This is a genomic window from Bradyrhizobium iriomotense (assembly GCF_030160715.1).
GTDB classification, from domain to species: domain Bacteria; phylum Pseudomonadota; class Alphaproteobacteria; order Rhizobiales; family Xanthobacteraceae; genus Bradyrhizobium; species Bradyrhizobium iriomotense.
On record NZ_BSOW01000054.1, the window covers coordinates 1 to 24,032 of the forward strand.

A 24,032-nucleotide genomic window follows, 5' to 3' on the forward strand; every position below is an offset into this window, starting at 1 on the left:
AGGTCGGCGAACTCCTCGATATCTTCTCCAAAGAGGAATGCGCCAACTATCTCAAAAATTCAGGCTATGTTTCCGTATAAAAACATCATGCTCTAAGGCCAGACCCAATTCGGTGGTCGATACGGTGGTTAGCCTTGAAAGCGTTCGGGAAAGAAGGCAAAAAGCCTAAGAAAATCATGGTCGGAGTGGCAGGATTCGAACCTGCGACCCCTGCGTCCCGAACGCAGTGCTCTACCGGGCTGAGCCACACTCCGACAAGAAGGCGGCTTATAGCGTCGGGTTTGGCACACCGCAAGCGGCCGATTTGAGGAATTTTGTCCCAGTGAAAACGGGCTTGACCACCGAGATTCTACCGGCCGGACCGGCCGCCAACGATGCCGCCGCGCGAGCGCTCGCGGCCGGCCTGCTGGTCGCGTTCCCGACCGAGACGGTCTATGGGCTCGGGGCAGATGCCGGCAACGCGACCGCGATTGCTCATCTCTACGCCGCCAAGGGCCGCCCCGCCTTCAATCCACTGATCGCTCACGTCGCGGACCTTTCGGCGGCAAGGCGCATCGGACGGTTCGACTCGCAGGCTATCAGGCTCGCGCAAGCCTTCTGGCCGGGGCCGCTGACGCTGGTGGTGCCGAAGACGGACAACTGCCCGGTCGCCGAGCTCGCGACCGCCGGGCTCGATACGGTCGCGATCCGGATTCCCGCCCACCCGGTCGCACAGGCGATCCTGCGTGCCTTCGGCGGGGCGGTGGTGGCACCGTCGGCGAACATCTCAGGCCATGTCTCGCCGACACTGGCGGCGCATGTCGACAGCGATCTTGCGGGGCGGATCGACCTGATCGTGGACGGCGGGCCGGTCGAGGTCGGCGTCGAATCGACGATTCTCGGCTGCTTCGAGGCGCCGATGCTGCTTCGCCCCGGCGGACTGTCGCGCGAGAAAATCGAGGCCGTGCTCGGCGCGCCGCTGGCGCGGCCGCCGCAAGACGTCGAGAGCGACGACAGCCAGCCGCTCGCGCCCGGCATGCTCGCCTCGCACTACGCGCCGCGCGCCGCCGTGCGGCTCAATGTGCGCGACGTGACCCCTGGCGAGGCGCTGCTCGCCTTCGGACCGGCCGTGTTGCCCGGCATCGAACAGGCAGCAAGCGTCATGAATTTGTCAGCGAGCGGTGATCTCGATGAGGCCGCCGCCAACCTGTTCGGTCATCTTCGCGCCCTGGACGCGAAGAGCCCGCGCGGAATCGCGGTGATGCCGATTCCTGAGGACGGGCTCGGCGAAGCGATCAACGACCGGCTGCGGCGTGCAGCCGTCGCACGCTAACAAGCGGTGAGGAAAGAAGAAGAAATGAACGTGACGAAGCCTGCCATCCCTCCGCTTGCACCCGAGCTGATCGAGAAGTTTCGCGCCATTGTCGGCGCCAAATATGCCGTGACTGATCCGGCCGATATCGAGCCTTACCTCACCGAGGAGCGCAACCTGTTCCATGGCCGTTCGCCGCTGGTGCTGCGCCCGGGCTCGACGGCCGAAGTCTCCGCGATCTGCAAGCTCGCCTCCGAACACAGAATCGCGCTGGTGCCGCAGGGCGGCAACACCGGCCTCGTCGGCGGCCAGACGCCGCACAATGGCGAGGTGGTGGTGTCGCTGCGCCGCCTCGACAAGATCCGCGAGGTCGACACCGCCTCCAACACCATGACCTGCGAGGCCGGAGTCGTGCTGCAAATCGCGCAGCAGAAGGCGGCCGAGGTCGATCGCCTGTTCCCGCTGTCGCTGGGGGCGGAAGGAAGCTGCACCATCGGCGGCAATCTCTCCACCAATGCCGGCGGCACCGCCGCGCTCGCCTATGGCGTCGCGCGCGAGATGGCGCTGGGGCTCGAGGTCGTGCTCGCCGACGGGCGCGTGCTCAACGCGCTGTCGAAGCTGAAGAAGGACAACACCGGCTACGATTTGCGCAACCTCTTCATCGGCGCCGAAGGCACGCTCGGCATCATCACAGCCGCGACCTTAAAGCTGTTTCCGAAACCGCGGGCGATCGAGACCGCGTTTGTCGGGCTGAAGTCGCCGGCCGAAGCGCTGAAGCTGCTGACGATCGCACAAGGCGAAGCCTCGAACGTGCTGACGAGCTTTGAGCTCCTGGCGGAGATGGCGGTCGATTTCTCCATCCGCCATGGCATCGACGTGCGCGATCCGCTGGAGCAGAAGCATCCCTGGTACGTGCTGATGGAATTATCCTCGCCGCGCGACGATGCGCGCGCGACACTGGAATCGATCCTCACCCGCGCGATGGAGGAAGAGATCGTCGACGACGCCGTGATCGCTGCGAACCTGACGCAGCGCGCCGGCTTCTGGAAGCTGCGCGACGAGATGTCGGCGGCGCAGAAGCCGGAGGGCGGCTCGATCAAGCACGACATCTCCGTGCCCGTCGCCGCGGTGCCGGCCTTCATCGCGGAGGCCGATGCCGCAGTGGTGAAGCTCATCCCCGGCGCGCGGCCGGTACCGTTCGGCCATCTCGGCGACGGCAACCTGCATTACAATATCAGCCAGCCGGTCGGCGCTGACGCCGCCGACTTCCTCGCCCGCTGGCATGACGTCAATGCGGTCGTGTTCGAGATCGTGCTGCGCATGGGCGGCTCGATCTCGGCCGAGCACGGCATCGGCGTGCTCAAGCGCGACGAACTGCCCGACGTCAAGGACAAGACCGCGATCGAGCTGATGCGGCAGGTCAAGGCGATGCTCGACCCGCTCGGAATCATGAACCCCGGTAAAGTGCTGTGAACGTATCAGTCTCCCCTTCCCCGCTCGCGATCGCTCACATCGCGGATGCCGATGTCGAAACCGTCGTCGCGCTGTGGCAGCGCTGCGGCCTGACGCGGCCCTGGAACGATCCGCATGCCGACATCGCGCTGGCGCGGCGTGAGGCGAATTCGACCGTGCTGATCGGGCGGGACGGCCATGCGATCGTGGCCAGCGCGATGGTCGGCCATGACGGCCATCGCGGCTGGATCTACTACGTCGCGGTCGATCCCGATTGCCGCAAGCGCGGCTATGGCCGCATGATCATGGCCGCCGCAGAGGACTGGCTGCGCCAGGCCGGCATCGCAAAACTCCAACTCCTGGTCCGCCGCGAGAACAAGCAGGCCGGCGCGTTCTACACCTCACTCGGATTCGAAGAGTCGACGTCGGTGATGTTCGCCAAATGGCTCGACGGCCGGGACCCGACTCCGTAGCGCAGAGGCAGACATGTCAGTTTCCGACCGCGTTCGCGTGAAAGATGTCCGCCTGCTCTCGGACAAGAAGTATGTTTTGAAAGCGACGACCTTCGAGTGGCGCCGCGACGATGGGGAATGGCAGACGCAAACCCGCGAGGTCTATGACCGCGGCAACGGTGCGACGCTGTTGCCCTATAATCGCAAGCGGCGCACCGTCGTGCTGGTGCGGCAATTTCGCTATCCTGCCTTCGTCAACGGCTATGACGACCTGCTGATCGAAGCCGCTGCCGGCATGCTCGACGACGCCGATCCCGAAGCGCGTATCCGCACTGAGGCCGAGGAGGAGATCGGCTATCGCCTGCACGACGTCCACAAGGTGTTCGAAGCTTTCATGACCCCCGGCGCGGTCACGGAGAAGCTGCACTTCTTCGTCGCGGAATACGAGCCGGAGATGAAGATCGGCGACGGCGGCGGCCTCGCCGACGAGGGCGAGGAGATCGAGGTGCTGGAGCTGTCGATCGACGAGGCGCTCGCGATGATCGCGGATGGGCGTATCGTGGATGCGAAGACGATCATGCTGCTGCAATACGCGGCGCTGCATGTGTTTCGTTGACCCTTACGAGCTGCCCTCCCTTCTCCCCTTGTGGGAGAAGGTGGCGCGAAGCGCCGGATGAGGGGTTTTATCCGCGCGCTCAGTCGTCGAGAGGCCCACTCGCGGAGAGAGACCCCTCACCCGTCTCGCCGCTGCGCGGCGAGCCACCCTCTCCCACAAGGGGAGAGGGGAAGACAGCGCAATTCGCTCCAGCATGAGTGCAATTCAGACCTGCGTCGCCCTGCGGGCTGTTGAGCAAATCGCCGACTATCTCTACTCTGTCCGCAACGAGAACGAGAGGAGAGCGCCCCATGTCAGCTCCGCGCGACGAGGAATTCGGCTTTGCGCCCGACTACGACGCTCCAATTCCCTATATGCAGCGGACCCGCGATTACTATGCGGCGATCGGCTACACCACGCCGTACCGCTGGGCGCATTATGTCGACGCGCCGTTCCAGCCGCTGAAGAAACCGCTGACGCAATCGCGCGTGACGATCATCACGACGGCCGCACCTTACGATCCGACCAAGGGCGACCAGGGGCCAGGCGCGGCGTATAATGGCGGCGCAAAGTTCTTTGAGGTCTATGACGGCAACACCTCGAATGCGCACGACTTGCGCATCTCGCATATCGGCTACGACCGCAAGCACACGAGCGCGACCGACAGCGGCACCTGGTTTCCATTGCCGCAGCTCCTGAAGGCCTCCGCCGCGGGGCGCATCGGCGAAGTGAGCCCGCGCTTCTTCGGCGCGCCGACCAACCGCAGCCATCGCGTCACCCTCGACATCGACGCGCCGGAGATTCTGGCGCGCTGCCTCACTGATGCGGTCGATGTCGCAGTCCTGGTGCCGAACTGTCCGGTCTGCCACCAGACCACCGCGCTGGTCGCACGGCATCTGGAAGCGGGCGGCATTCCGACCGTGATCATGGGCTGCGCGAAGGACATCGTCGAGCACGCCGCCGTGCCGCGCTTCTTGTTCTCCGACTTCCCGCTCGGCAATTCCGCCGGCAAGCCGCACGATGTCGCCTCGCAGTCGCAGACGCTGGAGCTCGCATTAAAGCTCCTCGAGTCCGCCAGCGGCCCGCGCACCACGATGCAATCGCCGCTGCGCTGGAGCGAGGACGCTTCCTGGAAGCTCGACTACAACAACGTCGCTCAGCTTTCGCCCGAAGAGCTCGCGCGGCGGCGCGCCGAATTCGACAAGCAGAAGGAGATCGCGCGCGGCAACCGCGCGGCCTGACGGGAGAACACGCCGTGACGAGGCCGTTCGAAGGCGTCAAGATCCTCGACTTCACGCAAGTGCTCGCCGGCCCCTATGCGAGCTACCAGCTCGCGCTGCTGGGCGCCGAAATCATCAAGGTCGAGCGGCGCGAGGGCGAGGACATGCGCCGCACGCCGCTCAGCCGCGAATGGGCCGAGCGTGGGCTCGCGCCCGCGTTCCAGGCGATCAATGGCAACAAGCGCAGCCTGACGCTCGATCTGCAAAAGCCGGATGCGATCGCGATCGTGAAGAAGCTCGTAGCCCAGGTCGACGTCGTCATGGAGAACTTTCGCCCGGGCGTGATGGACAAGCTCGGCATCGGCTATGAGGCCCTGTCTGCGATCAATCCAAAGCTGATCTATTGCGCGGTGTCCGGCTTCGGCCAGACCGGCCCCGATCGGCTGCGCCCCGGCTATGACGGCAAGATGCAGGCGCTCTCCGGCATCATGGCGATCACCGGGCACCCTTCGACCGGGCCGACGCGCGCGGGCTTTGCGGTGTGCGACGTGCTCTCGGGCGCGACCGCGGCGTTCGCCGTGTCCAGTGCGCTCTATCAGCGCGACCGCACCGGCAAGGGGCAGCTCGTCGACGTCTCCATGCTGGAGGCGACGCTTGCGTTCCTGTCGGGCCAGATCGCGGACTGGTCGGTCGCCGGCCATCGCCAGCAGCTCTCGGGCAACCAGGCGGTCAGCCGCAAGACCACCGCGAACCTGTTCCGGTGCGGCGACGGCTACATCCTGCTCGCGGTCAACAACGAGAAGCAATACCGCGCATTGATGACGACGCTCGGCCGCGCGGACACGCTGGGCGATCCGCGCTTTGCCGACTGGTTCTCGCGCAACGAGAACGAAAGGGCGTTGCGCGCCATCATCGAGGAAGCGCTGGCAACGAAGAGCCCGCGCGAATGGGAGACGATTTTGGAGGATGCCGGCGCGCCCTGTGCCAGCATCTGGACCATCGAGGAGATCATCGACCATCCGCAAATTGTCGCGCGCGGCGCAATCCAGGAGGTAGAGACGCCCTACGGCCGCCTGCGCTTTGCCGGCAGCGGCTTCAAGCTCGCCCACGGCGGCGGCAAGCTCGACCACATGGCGCCTGAACTGGGCGCGGATACGGATGCGGTGCTGGGCGAGCTCGGGTTTGACGCGGCGGAGATTGCGGAGTTGCACAAGCGCGAGATTGTGTGAGGGCGACGCCGCAGACTCCCATGTCGTCCCGGGGCGCGCAAAAGCGCGAGCCAGGGACCCATAGCCACAGGATTGAATTTGGCGAAGATTCGTAACCACCATCTCGCTCCATAACCACTTCCTGTGGCTATGGGTCCCGGATCTGCGCTTCGCTTGTCCGGGACGACAGTGTGTTTTGTGGTTACACCTAAAACAACGACCCCTGCCCGTCATCCGGCGACGCGACTGCGGCTTTTCGCGTCGCCTTCTTCGGCCTCAGTGCTTGCGCTTCCATCTCCTCGGTGCTGATCGGCAGCACAAGCTGCTCATCGTCATTGGCGACGCGGTTGACGCGGGTGGAGACAGGGTGCCAGGCGAATTCGCCAATGCGCGGGGCGATCATCAGCGGCAGAATCGCATCGACCTCGTCGCCACGGCAGTCGAGCCAGCGCTCGAAATCGTCAGGCGAAATCGTCACCGGCACGCGGTCATGCAGCGCGGCGAGATCCTCGCTCGCGGCCGCCGTGACGATCGCGACGGTGTCGAGCTCCTCGCCGTTCGGCCCGACCCAGGTCTCGAACACCGCGGCAAAGCCGAGCGGCTGTCCATCGGCGCGATGGATGAAATGGGGCTGCTTGCGGCCGTCAACCGCCTTCCACTCGTAGTAACCGTCGGCCGGAATCAGGCCGCGGCGCCTGCGAATCGCGTTCTTGAAGGCGGGCTTTTCCAGCACCGTCTCCGAGCGCGCATTGATCAGCAACGTAAAACCACGGGGATCCTTCACCCAGGTCGGCAGCAGCCCCCAGCGCATGAGCTGGAAATGCCGCGCGCCCTTGTCGACCAGCACCACTGGAATCGGTTGTGTCGGGGCCACGTTGTACCGTGGCGGGAAATTCGGCTGATCGAGATAGCCAAAGAGTTGCCGCAAAGCCGCCGGGGCCGAAGTTATGACAAAGCGTCCGCACATCCTTGAGGGGCCTATATGGGGTCCGTTCAGCACCTTTTAACCCCCAACGTTAACACTGCGGCCGATGAGCTCAATGGTCGCCGAACCCGCGCGGACACATGTAGTGACGGGCCCCGAGGCGGCGGCCTGGGCTGAGCGGCTGCGCGTGGCCAACATCAACCCGCGGACCGGGCTTGCCACCGACTATCTGAACCATTTCAATGAAGCCGTCATGCTGCTCGAAATGGTCCCGGACATGCCGGAATGCGCCGAAGATTTTCTGACCTGGACGCCGCTGTCCTACGCTGAGCATTTCACGGCCTCGAACTTCAAGGCGCGCGATCTCGCGATCGAGGCCTATGAGAAGGCCGCTCCCAACGTGCGCGCCCAGTTCGACCACATCACCGACACCATGACCTCGATCCTGACCGCGGTCGGCTCGGCCATGCGCGAGGTCGACAAGGATACGACGCGCGTGCGGCTGGCCGAGCAGGCCACCCTCTGGGTCAAGCCGCTGATCGCGGCCTGCGGCGGCATCATCAACGGCGGCGCGGAAGCCGACGTCGATACCATCATGTCGAATTGAGGCCGACACCGTGCAGCCGAGCCATCCCCAGCTTGCGGTCTCAGCCGCGATCTTCCGCGACGGCAAGGTGCTCCTGGTCCGCCGCGCCCGCTCGCCGGCCAAGGGCTTCCATTCGCTGCCGGGCGGCCGGGTCGAGTTCGGCGAATCGCTGCACCAGGCATTGACGCGCGAGGTCGAGGAGGAAACCGGGCTCGAAATCGAGATAGTGGGCCTCGCCGGCTGGCGCGAGGTGCTGCCGTCGACGGGGAGCACCGGGCACTACCTGATCATGTCCTTTGCCGCGCGCTGGACGGCCCGGGAGCCAGTTCTGAACGAGGAGCTGGACGATTTCCGCTGGCTCGCTCCCGAGGCGCTGGGCGGCCTCAGCGACCTCAAGCTGACCGGGGGACTGGACGAGGTCATCCAGGCCGCAAGGCGCCTGATCGGGGCCTGAGGGCCGGGGTGGCTGCCTTGCGTCTGCCGCCCTTAAGGGGCATACACCCGCCGATGTCCAAGCGATTTCCGGCCGTTTTGGCCCTGATTCTTGCCTGCGCCGTCCTGCCCGCCCGGGCCCAGGACGTGGCTGCGCCGTTCGACGGCGATTTGCAGCGGCTCGCGGAAATCCTCGGCGGCCTGCACTATCTGCGCGGCATCTGCGGGGCGAACGAAGGCAACAAATGGCGCAACGAGATGCAGGCGCTGATCGACGCCGAAACCCCCTCCGGCGAGCGCCGCACCCGCATGATCGCCGGCTTCAACCGCGGCTATAACGGTTTTCAGCAGACCTACCGGAGCTGTACGCCGGCCGCCACCGTCGCGATCCGCCGCTACATCGAGGAAGGCTCGAAGATCTCCCGCGATCTCACGGCGCGTTACGCGAACTGAGCGGACCCCAGTCCTAGGCTCTCAACCCTCATGGTGAGGAGGCGCGTCAGCGCCGTCTCGAACCATGCAGGCCCCCGCTGCGGCAGCGCGGCCCTCCATCCTTCGAGACGCCTGCTTCGCAGGCTCCTCAGGATGAGGGGCCGACCTTTGCGCATGCATCGCCGGCACAACTCATCCACATTGTTCACCTCCGTTAACCTTTCCTAAAGATGTGGCCTAGCCGGGGTTAATCTGCGTGCTACACCTCTCACGCAGCGCATCGCCGTGGATCGCGCCTCCAGCCTGTTCGAGTTTCATGAGCATTCCCGTGTCCTACGCCCCCGCCCGCGCGCCGCTGCCCGACCACGAACAGAAGCAGGCTGCGCTCAGCTATCTCAACGAGGCCTGGGCGGAAGCGCGCCATGACGGTGTCGACGGCGATTGTCTGGCGCAGGCGAGCCTGTTCGCAGCGCTCGCCGAGCTCGTCGGCACCTATGGCGAGGATGCGGTGGCGAAATTCGTCGAGGGCTTTCCCGCGCGCATCCGCAACGGCGAGTTCTCGGTCGGGCTCGCCAAGCAGTAGCCAAAAATCACCCCGCCGGAGGAGGCGGGGCGAAGTCTGCGGATGAATGACCTCACGACAGGTCGCGATGGCTCCGCATGATCGCACGAAAGCGCGCGTCACGAGATAAGCAATAATCCGCAAAGCGGCGGGATTTTTTCCCGATATCGCCGAGGAAATATTACGGTTCGATTTTGAGCGTCGCTTTCATGTTGGGATGATAGCGGCAGTAGTATTCCACGGTTCCCGCCTTCTTCACGACTGACGTCGCCGACTTCTTCGCCGGCAGGTTCACGTCGAAATCGCCGTTCCTCGCCGTCGCCGTGTGGGCGAAGACGTCCTTGTTGATCCACTCGATGGTATCGCCGACCTTCGCCGAGACCTCAGCCGGCGAAATCTCGAGATTCTCCATCGATATCTGCACGGTCGCGGCGCGCGCCGGAACGAGCATCGCCGCGAGCAGGATCGCGGTCATCGCCAACAGCCGTCCCGGCATCGCCGCCTCCCCTATTTCAGCTCGGCCGCGACGTGCTCGGCATGCTGCTGATGACCCTGGAAGATCTTCAAGCCCGTCTGCAGCAGGCCCTTCAGCTCCGCATTGTTCGCCGATGGAATGAGCTGGGTCTCGAGCGCGCCGTTGACCGCCTTATGATAGGCAACCTCGTTCTCGACATAGGCCTTGTCGAAGGCGGCGCCGCTCAGCTTGTCGAGCTCGGCGAGCTTGTCGCTCGCCTGCTTCGACAGCGTGCGGCTGGTGTCGTTGTCCTCCGGCGTGACATTCAGCTTCTTGACCAGCGCGAGCGCCTGCTTGTTCACCGCCTCGTGGTCGCGCACCATGTCCTGCGCGAACGCTTTCACGTCCTTGTTCTTCGCCTTCTTCATCGCCTGCTTGGCGGCATTGATGTCGATCACGCCCGCAGTGTAGGCGATATGGGCAATCTGCGGATCGCTGGGTTTTGCGCCTTGCGCCAGCGCAGGGCTGATCAGAAGGGCGATCGTGGCGATCGCCGCGCTGCATCGGATGAACATGGCTTGACACTCCTGTGGTGCCGGTCCTTCCCGGCATGTGACCATCACAGGCATTGGATGGAGAAGCGTCGCAGACGTTCCCGAGAAAATTACGCGCCGACGCCGAGCCGCTTCAGCACGATCTCGGTCAGGCGCTCGCAGCGCTGGCCGGCAAACGGGAACGCATCCATCACCACCGGCCCGATCTTCTTCTCGACATTCTCCCGCAGCATTGCGCGAGCGCGGTGCAGCCGCGTCTTCACGGTTTCAGACTTGACGCCGAGCAGTTCCGCGGTCTCCTCCACGTTCATGCCCTCCATCACGCGCGCGATGAAGACCATGCGAAACACGTCGGGCAGTTCATCGATCGCGTGCTCGACGACGCGCTGGATTTCACGTTGGGCCATGGATTTTTCCGGATCGCCTGCGGCGGAGGACACGGGAAACTGGATGATCTGGGCTTCGAGCGTTGCCTCCGGCAGCGCGCCGAGTTCGACATGCACCTTGCGACTTCTCACCCGGCCAAGCGCCTCGTTGATGGCGATGCGCGACAGCCAGGTCGACAGGCCGGACTCGCCGCGAAAGCCGTCGAGATGCGTGAAAGCCCGCACATAGGTCTCCTGCACCACATCTTCGGCCTCGCTGTCGTTGCGCAGAATGCCACGCGCCAGCCGATAGAGTCTGCGATTGTTGGCCTGCATGATCGCGCGCAGCGCAGCTTCATCGCGGGCCCTTGCGCGCTCGACCAGCTCGGCCTCGGCGATACCTGCGGCTTCCGATGTTGCAGTGCGTTGCATCGCGGTCACGGGCTCGTCTCCAGCTTTTCCGGACATTGGATGCAGGCCAGCCCAAAAGGTTCCCACCAATCTACCTCTCAGCCCGTCTCGATCGGCAGCTCTGAATCCCTCGCCCATTCGCCCATGGAACCGTCGTAGAGCGTGAGCCTGTCGTAGCCGAGTTGCGCCAGCAGGAAGAGATCGATGGTCGCTGAGATGCCGCCGCCACAGTAGCAGATCACGTCCTTGTCGCGCGTGATGCCCTGCGCCGCGAACTTCGCCTCGGCGTCGGCGAGCGTAGTCAGCGTCTTGTCGGCGCCGTTCACGAGGGTTGCCGCCGGCACGTTCACGCTGCCGGGGATGCGACCGGACCGGCCATAGCGGCTCGGTTCCAGCCCGCGGTGAAATTGCGGCCCCAGCGCGTTGACGGTTACGCTCGCGGGATCGTCGATTCGCGCGAGCACCGCAGACTTGTCCACGAAGAAGCCTTGGCGCAGCGCGGCCTTGAACGTCGTCGCTGGATAGCCGCTCGGCGCTCCCTGCTCGATCGGTCGCCCTTCGGCCTTCCACTTGTCGAAACCACCATCCAGCACCAGCGCGTCGACACCGAGCGAGCGCAGCATCCACCAGAACCGCGTCGCCCACATCATGCTGCCGATGCTGTAGAGCACGATCGTGCTCGAGGCATCGAGGCCGTGGCGACCGAAGGCGGTCTCGAGCTGCGCAATCGCCGGCATCATGAAGCGCAGATGCGTGGATGCGTCGGAGAACTCGCCTTGCAGGTCGAGGAAATCGGCACCGGGTATGTGGCCGGCCTCAAACGTCTTGTCGCCGGGTACGACGAGATAGGGATCGCTGCTGCCTTGCGGCGCGGGCTCTAGATAGGTCGTGCAGTCGTAAAGGCGCAAGGACGGCTGGCCGAGCATGGTGGCGAGCTGCTCGGGGGAGATGAGGGATGTTGGGTGGGTCATTCTCATTTCCCCCAACGTCGTCCTGGCGAAAGCCAGGACCCATTACCACAGGATTCACTGAGGATGCGGATCTTTTGGACCCGCCTGACCGTACTTACGTTACTGCTTCAGCGTCTCCAGAAACCGCACCGGCTCGCCTTGCGACGGCGCCACGAGCTCGCCTTGCCACATCACGCGCTTGCCGCGGACGAAGGTGCCGACCGGCCAGCCAGTGACGCGCACGCCGTCGTAAGGCGTCCAGGCCGCTTTGGAGGCGATCCATTTGTTGGTGATCGTCTCGCTGCGCTTGAGGTCCACGACGGTGAAGTCGGCATCATAGCCCGCGGCGATGCGGCCCTTGCAGGCGATGTTGAAGAGGCGCGCGGGGCCGGCGCTGGTGAGATCGACGAAGCGGGTGAGCGACAGCCGGCCCGCATTGACGTGGTCGAGCATCAACGGCACCAGCGTCTGTACGCCCGTCATGCCCGAGGGCGAGGCGGGATAGACTTTCGCCTTCTCCTCCAGCGTATGCGGCGCGTGGTCGGAGCCGAGGATGTCGACGATGCCCTGCTCGATGCCGCGCCAGATGCCGGCGCGGTGGTCGGCCGAGCGCACCGGCGGATTCATCTGCGCGAGCGTGCCGAGCCGCTCATAGCATTCGGGCGCGGCCATGGTGAGGTGATGCGGCGTCGCCTCGCAGGAGGCGACATCCTTGTGGTCGCGCAAAAACTCGATCTCTTCCTTGGTCGAGATGTGCAGCACATGGATGCGCCTGCCCGTCTCGCGCGCGAACTTGACGAGGCGCTGCGTCGCCATCAGCGCCGCGGTCTCGTCGCGCCAAACGGGATGCGAGCGCGCATCGCCCTCGATGCGCAACGACTTGCGCTCGTTGAGGCGATATTCGTCCTCCGCATGGAACGAGGCGCGGCGGCGGATCACCTGGAAGATGCGGCGCAGGCTGTCGTCGTCCTCCACCAGCAGCGCGCCGGTCGAAGAGCCGATGAACACCTTGACGCCGGCGCAGCCCGGCGCACGCTCGAGATGCGGCAGATCCTGCACGTTCTCGCGCGTACCGCCGATGAAGAAGGCGAAATCGCAATGCATGCGGTGATGGCCGCGCTTCACCTTGTCGGTGAAATCGGCCTCCGTCACCGTGAGCGGCGAGGTGTTCGGCATCTCGAACACGCCGGTGACACCGCCCATCACCGCGCTGCGCGAGCCGGTCTCGAGATCTTCCTTGTGCGTCAGGCCGGGCTCGCGAAAATGCACCTGCGTGTCGATCACGCCGGGCAGGATGTGCAGGCCCTTGCAGTCGATCACCTCGGCGGCTGCGCCTTGCGCGAGCGAGCCGATCTCCGCGATGCGGCCGGCCACGATGCCGATGTCGCGGACCCCCTCGCCGTCCTGATTGACCACCGTGCCGGATTTCAGGATCACGTCAAAACGCTGGGTCATGGCTGTCCGTCTCTCTCATCCCTCAGGCGCAGGGCTCGAGGCCTTGTCGTTTAAGCAGGGCGGGCTTACGTTCGAAGCCGACATGTCGCAAGAGATTTTCGCAATGAAGGCAGCGTTTCTCCCCGATCGGGGCGTGGTCAAGGTCGCAGGCGAGGATGCGCAGAGCTTCCTCAACGGCCTCATCACCACGGATGTCGGCAGGCTCAAGCCCGGGCTCGGCCGATTCGGTGCGCTGTTGACGCCGCAGGGCAAGATCATCGTGGATTTCCTGATCACGGAGGCGCCCGCCGGCCATGGCGGCGGCTTCCTGATCGACTGCCCGAAGGCGCTGGCGGAAACCCTCGCCACCAAGCTGAAGTTCTACAAGCTGCGCGCCAAGGTCACCGTGGAAAATCTCTCCGACGACCTCGGCGTGCTCGCAGGCTGGGACGGCACGCCTGCCGCCCAGCCGGACCTCGCCTTCACCGACCCGCGCGACGAACGGCTCGGGTTGCGCATCCTGATTCCCGCGGAACTCAAGGAGAAGCTTGTCGCGCTGATCGGCGCCGAGCTCGTGGATGCGTCCGAATATGAGGCGCATCGCATCGCACAGGGTGTGCCGCGCGGCGGGCTCGATTTCATGTATGGCGATGCGTTCCCGCACGAAACCAACATGGATCGCCTCGCAGGCGTCGATTTCGACAAGGGCTGCTATATCGGCCAGGAGGTGGTCTCGCGCATGCAGCATCGCGGCACCGCGCGCACCCGCAGCGTCAAGGTGCTGCTCGACGGCCCCTCCCCCGAGGCGGGCGCGACCATCCTCGCCGGCGACAAGCCTGTCGGCACGATCGGCTCGACGGCGCAGGGCAAGGGCATTGCGCTGGTGCGCATCGACCGCGTCGCCGACGCGCTCGATGCCGGACAGACGCTGACCGCTGGCGGGCTCGAAGTGAGGCTCGCGGACCCCGATGTGGTCCGCATTCCAGCGAAGCAGCCCGTCGCATGAGCCGCGCTCCTCGCCTGCATGCCGACGGCCTGACGCGTTGCCCCTGGCCCGGCGAAGATCCGCTGTATGTCACCTATCACGACACCGAATGGGGCGTGCCGGAATATGACGACCGCGCGCTCTATGAGAAGCTGATACTCGACGGTTTCCAGGCCGGCCTCTCCTGGATCACGATCTTGCGCAAGCGCGACAATTTCCGCAAAGCGTTCGACGACTTCCAGCCGGAGAAGATCGCGCGCTACAACGCCAAGAAGGTCCACGCACTGATGAACGATGCCGGCATCGTGCGCAACCGCGCCAAGATCGAGGGCACGATTGCGAGCGCAAAATCCTATCTGGAGATCATGGAGAAGGGCCCCGGCTTCTCGAAGCTGCTCTGGGATTTCGTCGACGGCAGGCCGCTCGTCAACAAGTTCAAGACCACCGCGAGCGTGCCGGCCTCGACGCCGCTGTCGGTGCAGATCTCCAAGGAGCTGTCCTCGCGCGGCTTCAAATTCGTCGGCCCCACCATCGTCTACGCCTTCATGCAGGCGACCGGCATGGTCAACGACCATCTCGTCGACTGCCATTGCCACGCGTCCTGCGGCAAGGCGCAGCGCAAGCCGCGCCTCAAAGCCAAATGAAGGCCGCAAAGCGCACCGCAAACGACCTGCAGTCCCGCGCCTGGCAGCGCATGCTGTCCGGCCGCCGGCTCGACCTGCTCGACCCCTCGCCGCTCGACGTCGAGATCGCCGACATCGCGCACGGGCTGGCGCGCGTCGCGCGCTGGAACGGTCAGACCACGGGCGCGCACATCTTCTCCGTCGCCCAGCACACGCTGCTGGTCGAAACCGTGATGCGCCACGAAAGCCCGCGTGTCGACCAGCGCGTCCGGCTCGCCGCCCTGCTGCACGATGCGCCGGAATACGTGATCGGCGACATGATCTCGCCGTTCAAGGCGGTGCTCGACGGTCACTACAAGGCGGTGGAAAAGCGCCTGCTCGGCGCCATCCACATCCGCTTCGGATTGCCCGCGGTGCTGCCCGACGAGATCACGCTGGCCATCAAGGCCGCCGACCACGGCGCGGCCTATCTCGAAGCGACCGAGCTCGCCGGCTTCAGCGAGAGCGAGGCCAGGCGCCTGTTCGGCCGCGACCCCGGCCTGCCCGAAACGGTGCTGCGCGATTACCTGACGCCATGGACGGCCGCCAGGGCCGAGAAGCGGTTTCTGGAGCGGTTCAATGCGGTGTTTTCGTAGCGTTGACTTGCGCGGCTGGCGCCCCTGGCTCCGCCGTCGTCCCGGCCTAGTGCGTAATTGCGCACGGGGGGCCGGGACCCATACCCCCAGGAAAAACTTGTGGCGCGAAGCTGGTAACGACGCGTCTTCGTAAAACCCAATCCTGTGGCTGGGTCCCGGATCTGCGCTTCGCTTGTCCGGGACGACGAAGTGAATGATCGGGTGGAGCTGTGCGCTTTGCTTTGCTCAGCCGCGCGCGCTCGCTATAATCACCGACGAAAAGGTCAATCATGATCCACGTCTGCTCGCTTGCCGCCCTTCCCGAAACCGTTCGTCTCACCGGCGCCAGCCATGTGCTGACCGTGATGGCCAATGTCGAGCAGGTGGTGCGGCCCGTATCGGTGCTGCCGGCCAATCATCTGAAAATCTCGATGGATGACATCACCGAGGAGATGGACGGCTTCGTCGCACCCTCGGAAGGACATATCAACCAGGTGCTGAACTTCGTCCGCGGCTGGGATCGCAGCGCGCCGCTGGTCGTGCATTGCTATGCCGGCATCAGCCGCTCCACCGCGAGCGCCTTTGCCGCCGCATGCCTGCTCAATCCGCATCGCGACGAGATCGAGATCGCGAAGAAGATCCGCGCGGCCTCCCCGATCGCCTCGCCCAACCGCCGCATCGTCGAGCTCGCCGATCGCGCGCTCCGCCGCGACGGCCGCATGTTGCGCGCGCTCGACGAGATGGGCCCCGGCGCGATGATGGTGGAAGGCCGTCCGTTCGTGATCGAGCTCGAATGACCTCGCAAAACCCGTTTCCCGGATGAGCGACAAGCTGCTGACGCCGATCGAGATCGGCCTGACCGCCGCGATTGTCGCGATCGAGGCGCACGAGCCGCTGATCCTCACCGCGCGCGGCAGCGATGGCCCGGCGGGACTGCCCTTCGGCCCCTTCGATGCGCTGACGCATCGCACCTTCGAGATCGGCCTGCGCGCCTGGGTCGATGAACAGGCTGGCTTGCGGCTCGGCTATGTCGAGCAGCTCTATACTTTTGGCGATCGTGGCCGGCATGCCGAGGCCGCCGATACCGGCGCCCATATGGTCTCGATCGGCTATCTCGCGCTGACGCGGGCCGCCGACAACGGCGTGCGCGCGGCAGGCGCGACGTTCGAGCCGTGGTATCGCTTCTTCCCCTGGGAGGACTGGCGCGAGCAGAGGCCTCAGATCATCGCCCGTGACATCATTCCGGCGCTGACCAAATGGGCCGACGAGGAGACGCCGGAGACGATCCGCGCGCTGCCGCGCAAGGATCGCGTGCGGCTCAATTTCGGCCTCGACGGCGCGGCCTGGGACGAGGAGCGCGTGCTCGATCGTTACGAGCTGCTCTACGAGGCCGGGCTGATCGAGGAGGCGCGGCGCGACGGCCGTCCTGCGGCATTAGCGCGCAAGGTGCTTCCCGCGCTCGGCCTCTCGATGCGATTCGACCACCGCCGAATTCTCGCCACAGGGATTGCAAGGCTGCGGGCAAAGCTGAAGTATCGTCCTGTCATCTTTGAACTTTTGCCCGCCGAGTTCACACTCACGGAATTGCAGCATACGGTGGAGGCAATCTCCGGCCGGCACCTGCACAAGCAGAACTTCCGTCGTCTGGTGGAGAGCGAGGCCCTGGTCGAACCAACCGGGGTGATGTCGACACAGACGGGCGGGCGGCCGGCAGCGCTCTATCGCTTCCGCCGCGAAGTGCTCCAGGAGCGGCCGGCACCCGGCTTGCGCGTCCGCTCCCGGCGCTAGGAGACTGTTACGCGATCGGCCTTCTCGCCGCTCGCCTGGAGGCCTTATGTTCGACGCCCCGTTCGACGTCTTTGCGGTGATGATCGCGATCGCCGCCTTCCTCATTGCATTGAAGGCTTCCAATCAGGCAACCGACCTGCGCCGGCGGCTGAGCGCGCTGGAAGCCAACCTGCACACGCCGCGGCCGATCCAGCCACCGCCACTGACACCACAGCAGGAGATGGAGCAGACGCTTGCGCCTGCAACACCGACCGCAACCGAATCGCCTGCGCCTGACGCCGAGCTGGCGCCGCCGCTCGTCGCCGATCAGGCTGCACCCTCACCAATCGACCCGGACGCTGCGCCGCCGCCTCCGCTGCCGGCCGCGGGGCCGGGTCTCGAAGAGCGGCTCGGCACGCGCTGGGTGGTGTGGATCGGCGGCCTGGCACTCGCGCTCGGCGGCTTCTTCATGGTGCGCTATTCGATCGAGGCCGGCCTACTCGGCCCTGGCGTGCGCGTGTTCCTCGGCGGCCTGTTCGCGCTAGGGCTGCTTGGCGCCGGTGAATGGACGCGGCGCAAGGAGAGCATCGCCGACATCCAGGCGCTGCCGATCGCCAACATCCCCGCAATCCTCACCGCCGCCGGCACGGCGGTGGCGTTTGCGACCGTCTATGCGGCCTACGCGCTCTACGATTTCCTCGCGCCTGCGACCGCCTTCGTGCTGCTGGGCCTCGTCGCGCTCGGCACGCTCGCGGCGGCGCTGCTGCACGGGCCGGCACTCGCCGGCCTCGGCGTGGTCGGCGCGTTCGTCACGCCGATCCTGGTCTCCTCGGGCAAGCCGGACTATTGGGCGCTCTACATTTACCTGGCGATCGTCAGCGCGGCGAGCTTTGGTCTCGCGCGCATCCGGCTGTGGCGCTGGCTCGCGGTCACCACCATCGTCTTTGCGCTGCTGTGGACCTTCCCGGGCCTCGACCTCGGCGCACAACTCGCCGCGCCCCACGCCTTCCATGTGATCGCGGGTTTCGTGCTCGCGGCCCTGCTGGTGGTGTGCGGTTTCATGTTCGGTCCGACCATCGACGACGGACAGATCGAACCGGTGTCCTCCGGCTCGCTCGCCGCCTATCTCTTCGGTGCGATGCTGATCGTGCTGTCGAGCGCGCATGCCGACCTCGCGCTGATCACGTTCACCCTGTTGATCGCGGGAACGCTGTTCGTCGCCTGGCGCGCGCCAGCGGCGACCGGCGCACTTGGCGCTGCGGCAGCGCTCGTCTTCATCGTGTTCGCCGAATGGGCTGTGCGCGCCAATCCCGACATGCTGGTGCTGCCCGGCGGTCCCCTGCCCGGCATCGGGCCGACCGCGACCGACAGCTCGGTGACGCTGCACCTGGTGATGGCCGCGATCTTCGCCGCGGGCTTTGGCGGCGCGGGCTTTCTCGCGCAGGGACGCTCGACCTCCGCGATCATTCCCGTGGTGTGGTCGGCCGCGGCGACCTTCACGCCGATTGCGCTTCTGGTCGCGCTCTACGCCCGCATCGCACATCTCGACCGCTCGATCCCGTTCGCAATCCTCGCGGTGCTGCTCGCCGCCGCCTTCGCGGCGGCGACCGAAGCGCTCTCCCGCCGCGAGAACCGGCCCGGCCTTGCAATATCGATTGCCCTGTTCGCAAGCGGCACGCTCGGCGCGCTGGCGCTGGCGCTGACCTTTGCGCTGGAGAAGGGCTGGCTCACGATCGCGCTGGCGCTGATGTCGCTCGGCACGGCCTGGATCTCGATCCAGCGGCCGATCGCCTTCCTGCGCTGGCTCGCCGCGATCCTCGCCGCGATCGTCACCGCCCGCATCGTCTACGATCCGCGGATCGTTGGCGATGCCGTCGGCACGACGCCGATCTTCAACTGGCTGCTCTGGGGCTACGGCGTGCCGGCGCTGTCGTTCTGGGCGGCGAGCCGCTTCCTGCACCGTCGCGGCGACGACGCGCCGCTGCGGATGGTTGAAGCCGCCGCGATCCTGTTCACCGCGCTGCTCGCCTTCATGGAGATCCGTCACTTCGCGACCGGCAGCGACATGACGTCGCCGCCATCGCTACTCGAATTCGCGCTCCAGGCCTGCGTGACGCTCGCCATGGCGATCGGCCTCGAACGGCTAAGGCTGCGCAGCGGCAGTATCGTGCACAATATCGGCGCGATTGTGCTCACGGTGATTGCCGGCCTCATCAGCGTGTTCGGCCTCCTGATCCTGGAGAATCCGTGGCTGCTCACCAGCATCGATGTCGGCGGTCTCGTGTTCAACCTGCTGCTGCTCGGCTACGCGCTGCCGGCAGTGCTCATGCTACTGCTGTCCTATGCGGTGGCCGGGCATCGCCCAACCGCCTACGCCAACACGATCGCCGGCGGCGCGCTGGTGTTCGCTCTCGCCTATGTGACGCTGGAGATCCGCCGTTTCTATCACGGGCCGGTCCTGCTCTACGGCGCGACGACGGGCGCCGAGCAATACACCTATTCGATCGGCTGGCTCGGTTTCGGCGTGGTGCTGCTCGGCGTCGGCCTTTTGGTCAATTCGGAGCGCGCGCGGCTCGCCTCCGCTCTCGTGATCGCGCTGACGATCCTGAAAGCCTTCGTCATCGACATGTCGACGCTGACCGGCGTGTGGCGCGCGCTGTCGTTCATGGGGCTCGGCATCGTGCTGGTCGCGATCGGCTGGCTCTACCAGCGGATTTTGTTCCGCCGGCAGATGCCGCCGCCCGCAACGCAGACGAGCGCATGAGGATCAGGCCGCGCGAACCGACTCCAGAAACTGAGCGACCTCGACCTTGAGGCGTGTGCTGTCGCTCGCAAGCGACTTCGCGGCCGAGAGCACCTCGGTCGAGGCCGAGCCGGTCTCGATCGCTCCTCGCTGCACGTCGGTGATGTTGGAGGAGACCTCCTGCGTGCCAACCGAGGCCTGCTGCACGTTGCGCGAAATCTCCTGCGTGGCGGCGCCCTGCTCCTCGACGGCCGCGGCGATCGCCGACGACACCTCGGACAGCCGCTCGATGGTGCCGGCGATCTCCTTGATGGCGCCGACGGACTCCTGCGTCGCCGTCTGGATGCCCGAAACCTGGAGCCCGATCTCCCCGGTCGCCTTCGCGGTCTGTTCGGCGAGCGCCTTGACCTCGGACGCCACGACGGCAAAGCCACGGCCCGCTTCGCCGGCACGCGCGGCTTCGATCGTCGCGTTCAGCGCGAGCAGGTTGGTCTGTCCCGCGATCGTGTTGATGAGCTCGACGACGTCGCCGATGCGCGCGGCCGCCTGCGATAGCGCGTTGACGCGCTCGTTGGTGCGCGCCGCCTGGTCGACGGCCTCCGCCGCCATCCGCGCCGATTCCTGCACCTGCCGGCTGATCTCGGTGATCGACGACGACAGCTCTTCGGAGGCCGATGCGACGGACTGGACGTTGGTCGACGCTTCCTCGGACGCCGCCGCAACCACGGTCGCGAGCTCCTGGCCGCGCTGCGCGGTGCCACTCAACGTGCTCGCGGACGCCTCGAGCTCGGTCGAGGCCGACGACACGGTCTCGACGATCTCGCCGATCATGGCCTCGAAATTCCGCGTGATGCCGTCGACGCGGCGAGCCCGATCGATCTTGGCTTCGGCGTCGCGCGCCGCCGCGTCGTCGGCCGCCTTCTTGGCGATCAGCGCGTCCTTGAAGATCTGGAGCGCATCGGCCATCGATCCGATCTCGGTCCGCTCGCCGCGATGCGGGACTTCGGCCGAAAGCTCGCCATTGCCGAGCGCCTGCATCGGCCGGATGATCGAGGCGATGCCGCGCGAGACGTCCTGCACCAGGAAATAGGCGGCGCCCGCCGCGATCAGCACCGACGTCACGATGATGCCGACCAGAATGCGGAAGGCGGCGGTGTAGCTGTCCGCGGCTTTCCTTGTTTCCGCTTCGGCACCCTTGTTGTTGAGCTCGATGTCCTGCAGAAGAAGCGGATCGGCGGCCTGTGCCATCTTGGCGACCTTGGTCTGCAACAGCGCGTTGGCGTCGGCCGGGAAGCCGCCGATGCCCTTGCGCGACAGCTGCATGACCTCCTGCACGCCGTTGAGATACTCGGCCCAGGCCTTGCTCCACTGGTCATAAAGGGCGCGCTCTTCAGGTGAGGTGATCAGGGGCTCGTAGCTCATCCGCGTCGTCTCGATGCGCTCGCGCAGCGAGGCCATCCGCTTCTCGGCGGCGCCCTTGCCCTCGGCGGTGTCCTGCATCAGGTGCAGGCGCAGTGCGACCCGCAGCTCGTTGATGTCGGCGCGCTGTGATCCGAGCGCGCGAACGCTGGGCAGCCAGCTCCCGGAAATCTCGATCGTATGCGCGTTGATGGTCTGCATGGTGCTGATCGCCATGATGCCAACACCCGCGAGCGCGAGCACCAGAGCGCTCAACACAGTCAAGATCTTCAATCGGATCGACAATTTCGACATCGCAGTAATCCTGGCAGATGGACGTTAGATGCAGTTGCTGCCGCCGCGATCGACAGAACAGACGATCGGACGGTGCTCAGTTCAACAATGCTGGCTGGTTCTCTTTGGGTCGAAGATGGGCCCCGAGTTCCAAGCCGCGGTTAATTCGGTACTCCGTACTAGTACGCATCGACGAACGATCGCTGCTCAGCGCACTCACAATGATAGGTTGCAGAACAACCAACGTGAGGCTTGTGACGGAGATCATGCCTGCGAGGCTTTTCGGGAAAGTTAACCCTGCGAGCCATTCCTTGCGGCAGTGCGCCAAGAACGCACGCAGCCGCCGCGCTGGCGCGCGCGGCGGTTGCAAACGGGATCAAGACTCGGAATTCGAAGGGTACGACGGACCTTCAGGCCGCGCGCACGGTGTCGAGGAATCTTCCGACTTCGAGCTTGAGGCGGTTGCTGTCGCCGGCGAGCGACTGCGCGGCGGCCAGCACCTGCGTAGAGGCCGACCCGGTCTCCCCTGCTCCGCGCTGCACGTCGGTGATGTTGGACGACACCTGATGCGTGCCCTGCGCCGCCTGCTGCACGTTGCGGGAGATTTCCTGCGTCGCCGCGCCCTGCTCTTCCACCGCGGCCGCAATGGTCGAGGAGATCTCCGACAGCTTTTCGATGGTGTCGCTGATGTCCCTGATGGCGCTGACCGACTCCTGCGTCGCCGTCTGGATGCCGGAGATCTGCTGGCCGATCTCGCCGGTCGCCTTCGCAGTCTGCTCGGCCAGCGCCTTGACCTCGGAGGCCACCACGGCGAAGCCGCGACCGGCTTCTCCAGCGCGTGCCGCCTCGATGGTGGCGTTGAGCGCGAGCAAATTGGTCTGGCCTGCGATGGTGTTGATCAGCTCGACCACGTCGCCGATGCGGGTGGCCGCCTTGGACAATTCGCTGACGCGCTCGGTCGTGGTGCGCGCCTGGCCGACCGCCTCATTGGCAACGCGCGCGGACTGCTGCACCTGCCGGCTGATCTCGGTGATCGAGGAGGACAGCTCCTCCGTTGCTGAGGCCACCGACTGCACGTTGGTGGAGGCTTCCTCAGAGGCCGCAGCGACCATCGTGGTCAACTCCTGCGCGCGTTCTGCAGTGGAGGTGAGTGTCGAGGCCGATGCCTCGAGCTCGGTGGCAGCGGAGGACACGGTGTCGACGATCTCGCCGACGGCGGATTCGAAGCTGCTCGCGAGCTTGTGCATCTCGGCCTTGCGCTGCGCGGCGGCGATCTGGTCCTGCCTGGTCTTCGCCTCGGCCTCCTCGCGCGCCTTCTGCTCGGATACGATCTTGAACTTCTCGACGGCCGCGGCGACGCCGCCAACCTCGTCCTTGCGGCCGAGCCCGGGCAGCACCACGGAGAAATCGCCACCGGCGAGCTTGTCCATGGCTACCGTCAACACGCGGATCGGCCGCGCAATGGTCAGGAAAGACATCAGCCAGGAGCCGATCAGGACGAGCATCGCGAACGCTCCGACCATCATGCCGACACGTTCGCTGGAAGCCATCTCCTGCACGGAGCCGGCGATCTCCTGCTCGCTCCTGTGCCTGGCGAAATCGGCAATCTGGCCGGTGACCTCGTCCATCTGACCGGCCATCGGCAGCGTGACCTCGCGGGTGAGGCGCGCGCCCTCTTCGACGAGCTTGGCAAGGCGGGCAGCGTCCGTGCCAGTTGCAGCGATGGCCTCGCCGCGGATCGCCGCGATCTGCTGGGCCCCCCTGACATAATCGCCGGACAGGCTCTTGAGCTTCTCCATCCGCGCCTGGTTTTCCCGCGATTGCGACAGCCTGAGCATCGTATCGGCGATGTTGATCAGCGACCTCGCGCGTTCGACGAGAGCATCGTTCGCCTTTTGCAGCTCGCCTGCGTTGTTGGCGAGCCGGATATCCCGGACGCTGAGCTGCATGCTGCGCACCCAGAGCCTGGCTTCGACGGCATCACGCGTCAGCTCCAGCTGCACGATTGCGGCCTGGTTGGAATGACGGACATTGCCATTGCCAACGAGCTGGCTCGCGATCATGGCGCCGACCAAAAGAATACCGAACGCCGACGTCACCGCCAGCTTGGTACCGATCCGCAAATTCTGGACAAGGCTCAGCATGGGCACGTTTCCCCGGATAGGCGCGGCCAAGTCATTGTCGGCCGCTCTCGGCGTTGATCGCCTTCGCTCAAAAACTGAGCGCCTGTCATTCCAATTTGGTTAACAACGCACTCCGGCAAACTACGGAATTTGACCGAGAAC

The 24,032-nt window shown here is 65.5% G+C and carries 24 protein-coding genes and 1 tRNA gene; 16 read left to right on the forward strand and 9 right to left on the reverse strand.

All coding sequences use genetic code 11. The annotated features are described in order from the left end of the window. Positions 1-177 precede the first annotated feature (177 nt). Positions 178-254, reverse strand: a tRNA-Pro gene (locus tag QQL28_RS42305). 80 nt (positions 255-334) lie between these two features. Here QQL28_RS42305 and QQL28_RS42310 point away from each other — a divergent pair. From QQL28_RS42310 to QQL28_RS42335, 6 genes are all read left to right on the forward strand, one after another. Further along, positions 335-1,312 carry an L-threonylcarbamoyladenylate synthase gene (locus QQL28_RS42310; protein ID WP_284275335.1) on the forward strand — a complete coding sequence of 326 codons (978 nt, stop codon included), beginning with the start codon at positions 335-337 and terminating at the stop codon, positions 1,310-1,312. 24 nt (positions 1,313-1,336) lie between these two features. Beyond that, on the forward strand, positions 1,337-2,764 hold the full coding sequence (locus QQL28_RS42315; RefSeq protein WP_284275337.1) for an FAD-binding oxidoreductase: 1,428 nt from the start codon (positions 1,337-1,339) through the stop codon (positions 2,762-2,764). Continuing rightward, positions 2,761-3,216 (forward strand): GNAT family acetyltransferase, encoded by a 456-nt coding sequence (locus QQL28_RS42320; protein WP_284275339.1) that lies wholly within the window; start codon positions 2,761-2,763, stop codon positions 3,214-3,216. The genes QQL28_RS42315 and QQL28_RS42320 overlap by 4 nt, the downstream gene beginning before the upstream one ends. Positions 3,217-3,229: 13 nt before the next feature. After that, positions 3,230-3,811 carry an NUDIX domain-containing protein gene (locus QQL28_RS42325; RefSeq protein WP_284275342.1) on the forward strand — a complete coding sequence of 194 codons (582 nt, stop codon included), beginning with the start codon at positions 3,230-3,232 and terminating at the stop codon, positions 3,809-3,811. Positions 3,812-4,101: 290 nt separating this feature from the next. Then, positions 4,102-5,031, forward strand: coding sequence for a glycine reductase (locus tag QQL28_RS42330; RefSeq protein ID WP_284275344.1), 930 nt, complete (start codon positions 4,102-4,104; stop codon positions 5,029-5,031). Between the two features lie 14 nt (positions 5,032-5,045). Further along, the gene (locus tag QQL28_RS42335; RefSeq protein ID WP_284275346.1) at positions 5,046-6,239 is read left to right on the forward strand and encodes a CaiB/BaiF CoA transferase family protein; all 1,194 of its coding nucleotides are present in this window, start codon (positions 5,046-5,048) and stop codon (positions 6,237-6,239) included. A 187-nt stretch (positions 6,240-6,426) separates the two neighbouring features. Here QQL28_RS42335 and QQL28_RS42340 read toward each other — a convergent pair whose 3' ends face one another. Beyond that, positions 6,427-7,185 carry an SOS response-associated peptidase gene (locus QQL28_RS42340; RefSeq protein ID WP_284275348.1) on the reverse strand — a complete coding sequence of 253 codons (759 nt, stop codon included), beginning with the start codon at positions 7,183-7,185 and terminating at the stop codon, positions 6,427-6,429. A 64-nt stretch (positions 7,186-7,249) separates the two neighbouring features. Between QQL28_RS42340 and QQL28_RS42345 the strand changes: the two genes are divergently transcribed. From QQL28_RS42345 to QQL28_RS42360, 4 genes are all read left to right on the forward strand, one after another. Then, entirely contained in the window at positions 7,250-7,750 is a 501-nt protein-coding gene (locus tag QQL28_RS42345; RefSeq protein WP_284275350.1) for a hypothetical protein, read from the forward strand. Between the two features lie 10 nt (positions 7,751-7,760). Continuing rightward, positions 7,761-8,183, forward strand: coding sequence for an NUDIX hydrolase (locus QQL28_RS42350; protein ID WP_284275352.1), 423 nt, complete (start codon positions 7,761-7,763; stop codon positions 8,181-8,183). A gap of 53 nt (positions 8,184-8,236) precedes the next feature. Continuing rightward, the gene (locus tag QQL28_RS42355; RefSeq protein ID WP_283042960.1) at positions 8,237-8,614 is read left to right on the forward strand and encodes a TIGR02301 family protein; all 378 of its coding nucleotides are present in this window, start codon (positions 8,237-8,239) and stop codon (positions 8,612-8,614) included. A 295-nt stretch (positions 8,615-8,909) separates the two neighbouring features. Then, on the forward strand, positions 8,910-9,176 hold the full coding sequence (locus QQL28_RS42360) for a hypothetical protein (RefSeq protein ID WP_027524319.1): 267 nt from the start codon (positions 8,910-8,912) through the stop codon (positions 9,174-9,176). A gap of 160 nt (positions 9,177-9,336) precedes the next feature. On the opposite strand, the gene QQL28_RS42365 is transcribed toward QQL28_RS42360, so the two are convergent. The 5 genes from QQL28_RS42365 to QQL28_RS42385 form a co-directional block, all read right to left on the reverse strand. Then, positions 9,337-9,651, reverse strand: a complete 315-nt coding sequence (locus QQL28_RS42365; RefSeq protein WP_284275356.1) for a cupredoxin domain-containing protein — start codon at positions 9,649-9,651, stop codon at positions 9,337-9,339. Between the two features lie 11 nt (positions 9,652-9,662). Beyond that, a complete protein-coding gene (locus tag QQL28_RS42370; protein WP_284275359.1) occupies positions 9,663-10,184 on the reverse strand; it encodes a DUF4142 domain-containing protein in 522 nt (173 codons plus the stop codon). 89 nt (positions 10,185-10,273) lie between these two features. Beyond that, entirely contained in the window at positions 10,274-10,960 is a 687-nt protein-coding gene (locus QQL28_RS42375; protein WP_284275422.1) for an RNA polymerase sigma factor, read from the reverse strand. Between the two features lie 77 nt (positions 10,961-11,037). Further along, positions 11,038-11,910: a sulfurtransferase gene (locus QQL28_RS42380; RefSeq protein WP_284275361.1), complete on the reverse strand. Its 873-nt coding sequence runs from the start codon at positions 11,908-11,910 to the stop codon at positions 11,038-11,040. A 99-nt stretch (positions 11,911-12,009) separates the two neighbouring features. After that, positions 12,010-13,344 (reverse strand): dihydroorotase, encoded by a 1,335-nt coding sequence (locus QQL28_RS42385; RefSeq protein ID WP_284275362.1) that lies wholly within the window; start codon positions 13,342-13,344, stop codon positions 12,010-12,012. A gap of 103 nt (positions 13,345-13,447) precedes the next feature. Here QQL28_RS42385 and ygfZ point away from each other — a divergent pair, with 103 nt between their 5' ends. From ygfZ to QQL28_RS42415, 6 genes are all read left to right on the forward strand, one after another. Beyond that, positions 13,448-14,329 (forward strand): CAF17-like 4Fe-4S cluster assembly/insertion protein YgfZ, encoded by an 882-nt coding sequence (gene ygfZ, locus QQL28_RS42390; protein ID WP_284275364.1) that lies wholly within the window; start codon positions 13,448-13,450, stop codon positions 14,327-14,329. Further along, a complete protein-coding gene (locus QQL28_RS42395; RefSeq protein ID WP_284275367.1) occupies positions 14,326-14,952 on the forward strand; it encodes a DNA-3-methyladenine glycosylase I in 627 nt (208 codons plus the stop codon). Before ygfZ ends, QQL28_RS42395 begins: the two co-directional genes overlap by 4 nt. Further along, complete coding sequence (locus QQL28_RS42400; RefSeq protein ID WP_284275369.1) at positions 14,949-15,566, forward strand: YfbR-like 5'-deoxynucleotidase; 618 nt, start codon at positions 14,949-14,951, stop codon at positions 15,564-15,566. The genes QQL28_RS42395 and QQL28_RS42400 overlap by 4 nt, the downstream gene beginning before the upstream one ends. Positions 15,567-15,835: 269 nt before the next feature. Then, positions 15,836-16,342 (forward strand): tyrosine phosphatase family protein, encoded by a 507-nt coding sequence (locus QQL28_RS42405; RefSeq protein WP_284275371.1) that lies wholly within the window; start codon positions 15,836-15,838, stop codon positions 16,340-16,342. 22 nt (positions 16,343-16,364) lie between these two features. After that, positions 16,365-17,333 carry an NUDIX hydrolase gene (locus QQL28_RS42410; protein WP_284275373.1) on the forward strand — a complete coding sequence of 323 codons (969 nt, stop codon included), beginning with the start codon at positions 16,365-16,367 and terminating at the stop codon, positions 17,331-17,333. Between the two features lie 46 nt (positions 17,334-17,379). Beyond that, positions 17,380-20,076, forward strand: coding sequence for a DUF2339 domain-containing protein (locus tag QQL28_RS42415; RefSeq protein WP_284275375.1), 2,697 nt, complete (start codon positions 17,380-17,382; stop codon positions 20,074-20,076). Positions 20,077-20,079: 3 nt separating this feature from the next. Here the strand turns inward: QQL28_RS42415 and QQL28_RS42420 are convergent, their stop codons facing one another. Together QQL28_RS42420 and QQL28_RS42425 are read right to left on the reverse strand one after the other, a co-directional pair. Next, the gene (locus QQL28_RS42420) at positions 20,080-21,768 is read right to left on the reverse strand and encodes a methyl-accepting chemotaxis protein (RefSeq protein ID WP_284275377.1); all 1,689 of its coding nucleotides are present in this window, start codon (positions 21,766-21,768) and stop codon (positions 20,080-20,082) included. 389 nt (positions 21,769-22,157) lie between these two features. Then, the gene (locus QQL28_RS42425) at positions 22,158-23,891 is read right to left on the reverse strand and encodes a methyl-accepting chemotaxis protein (RefSeq protein WP_284275378.1); all 1,734 of its coding nucleotides are present in this window, start codon (positions 23,889-23,891) and stop codon (positions 22,158-22,160) included. Positions 23,892-24,032 lie beyond the last annotated feature (141 nt).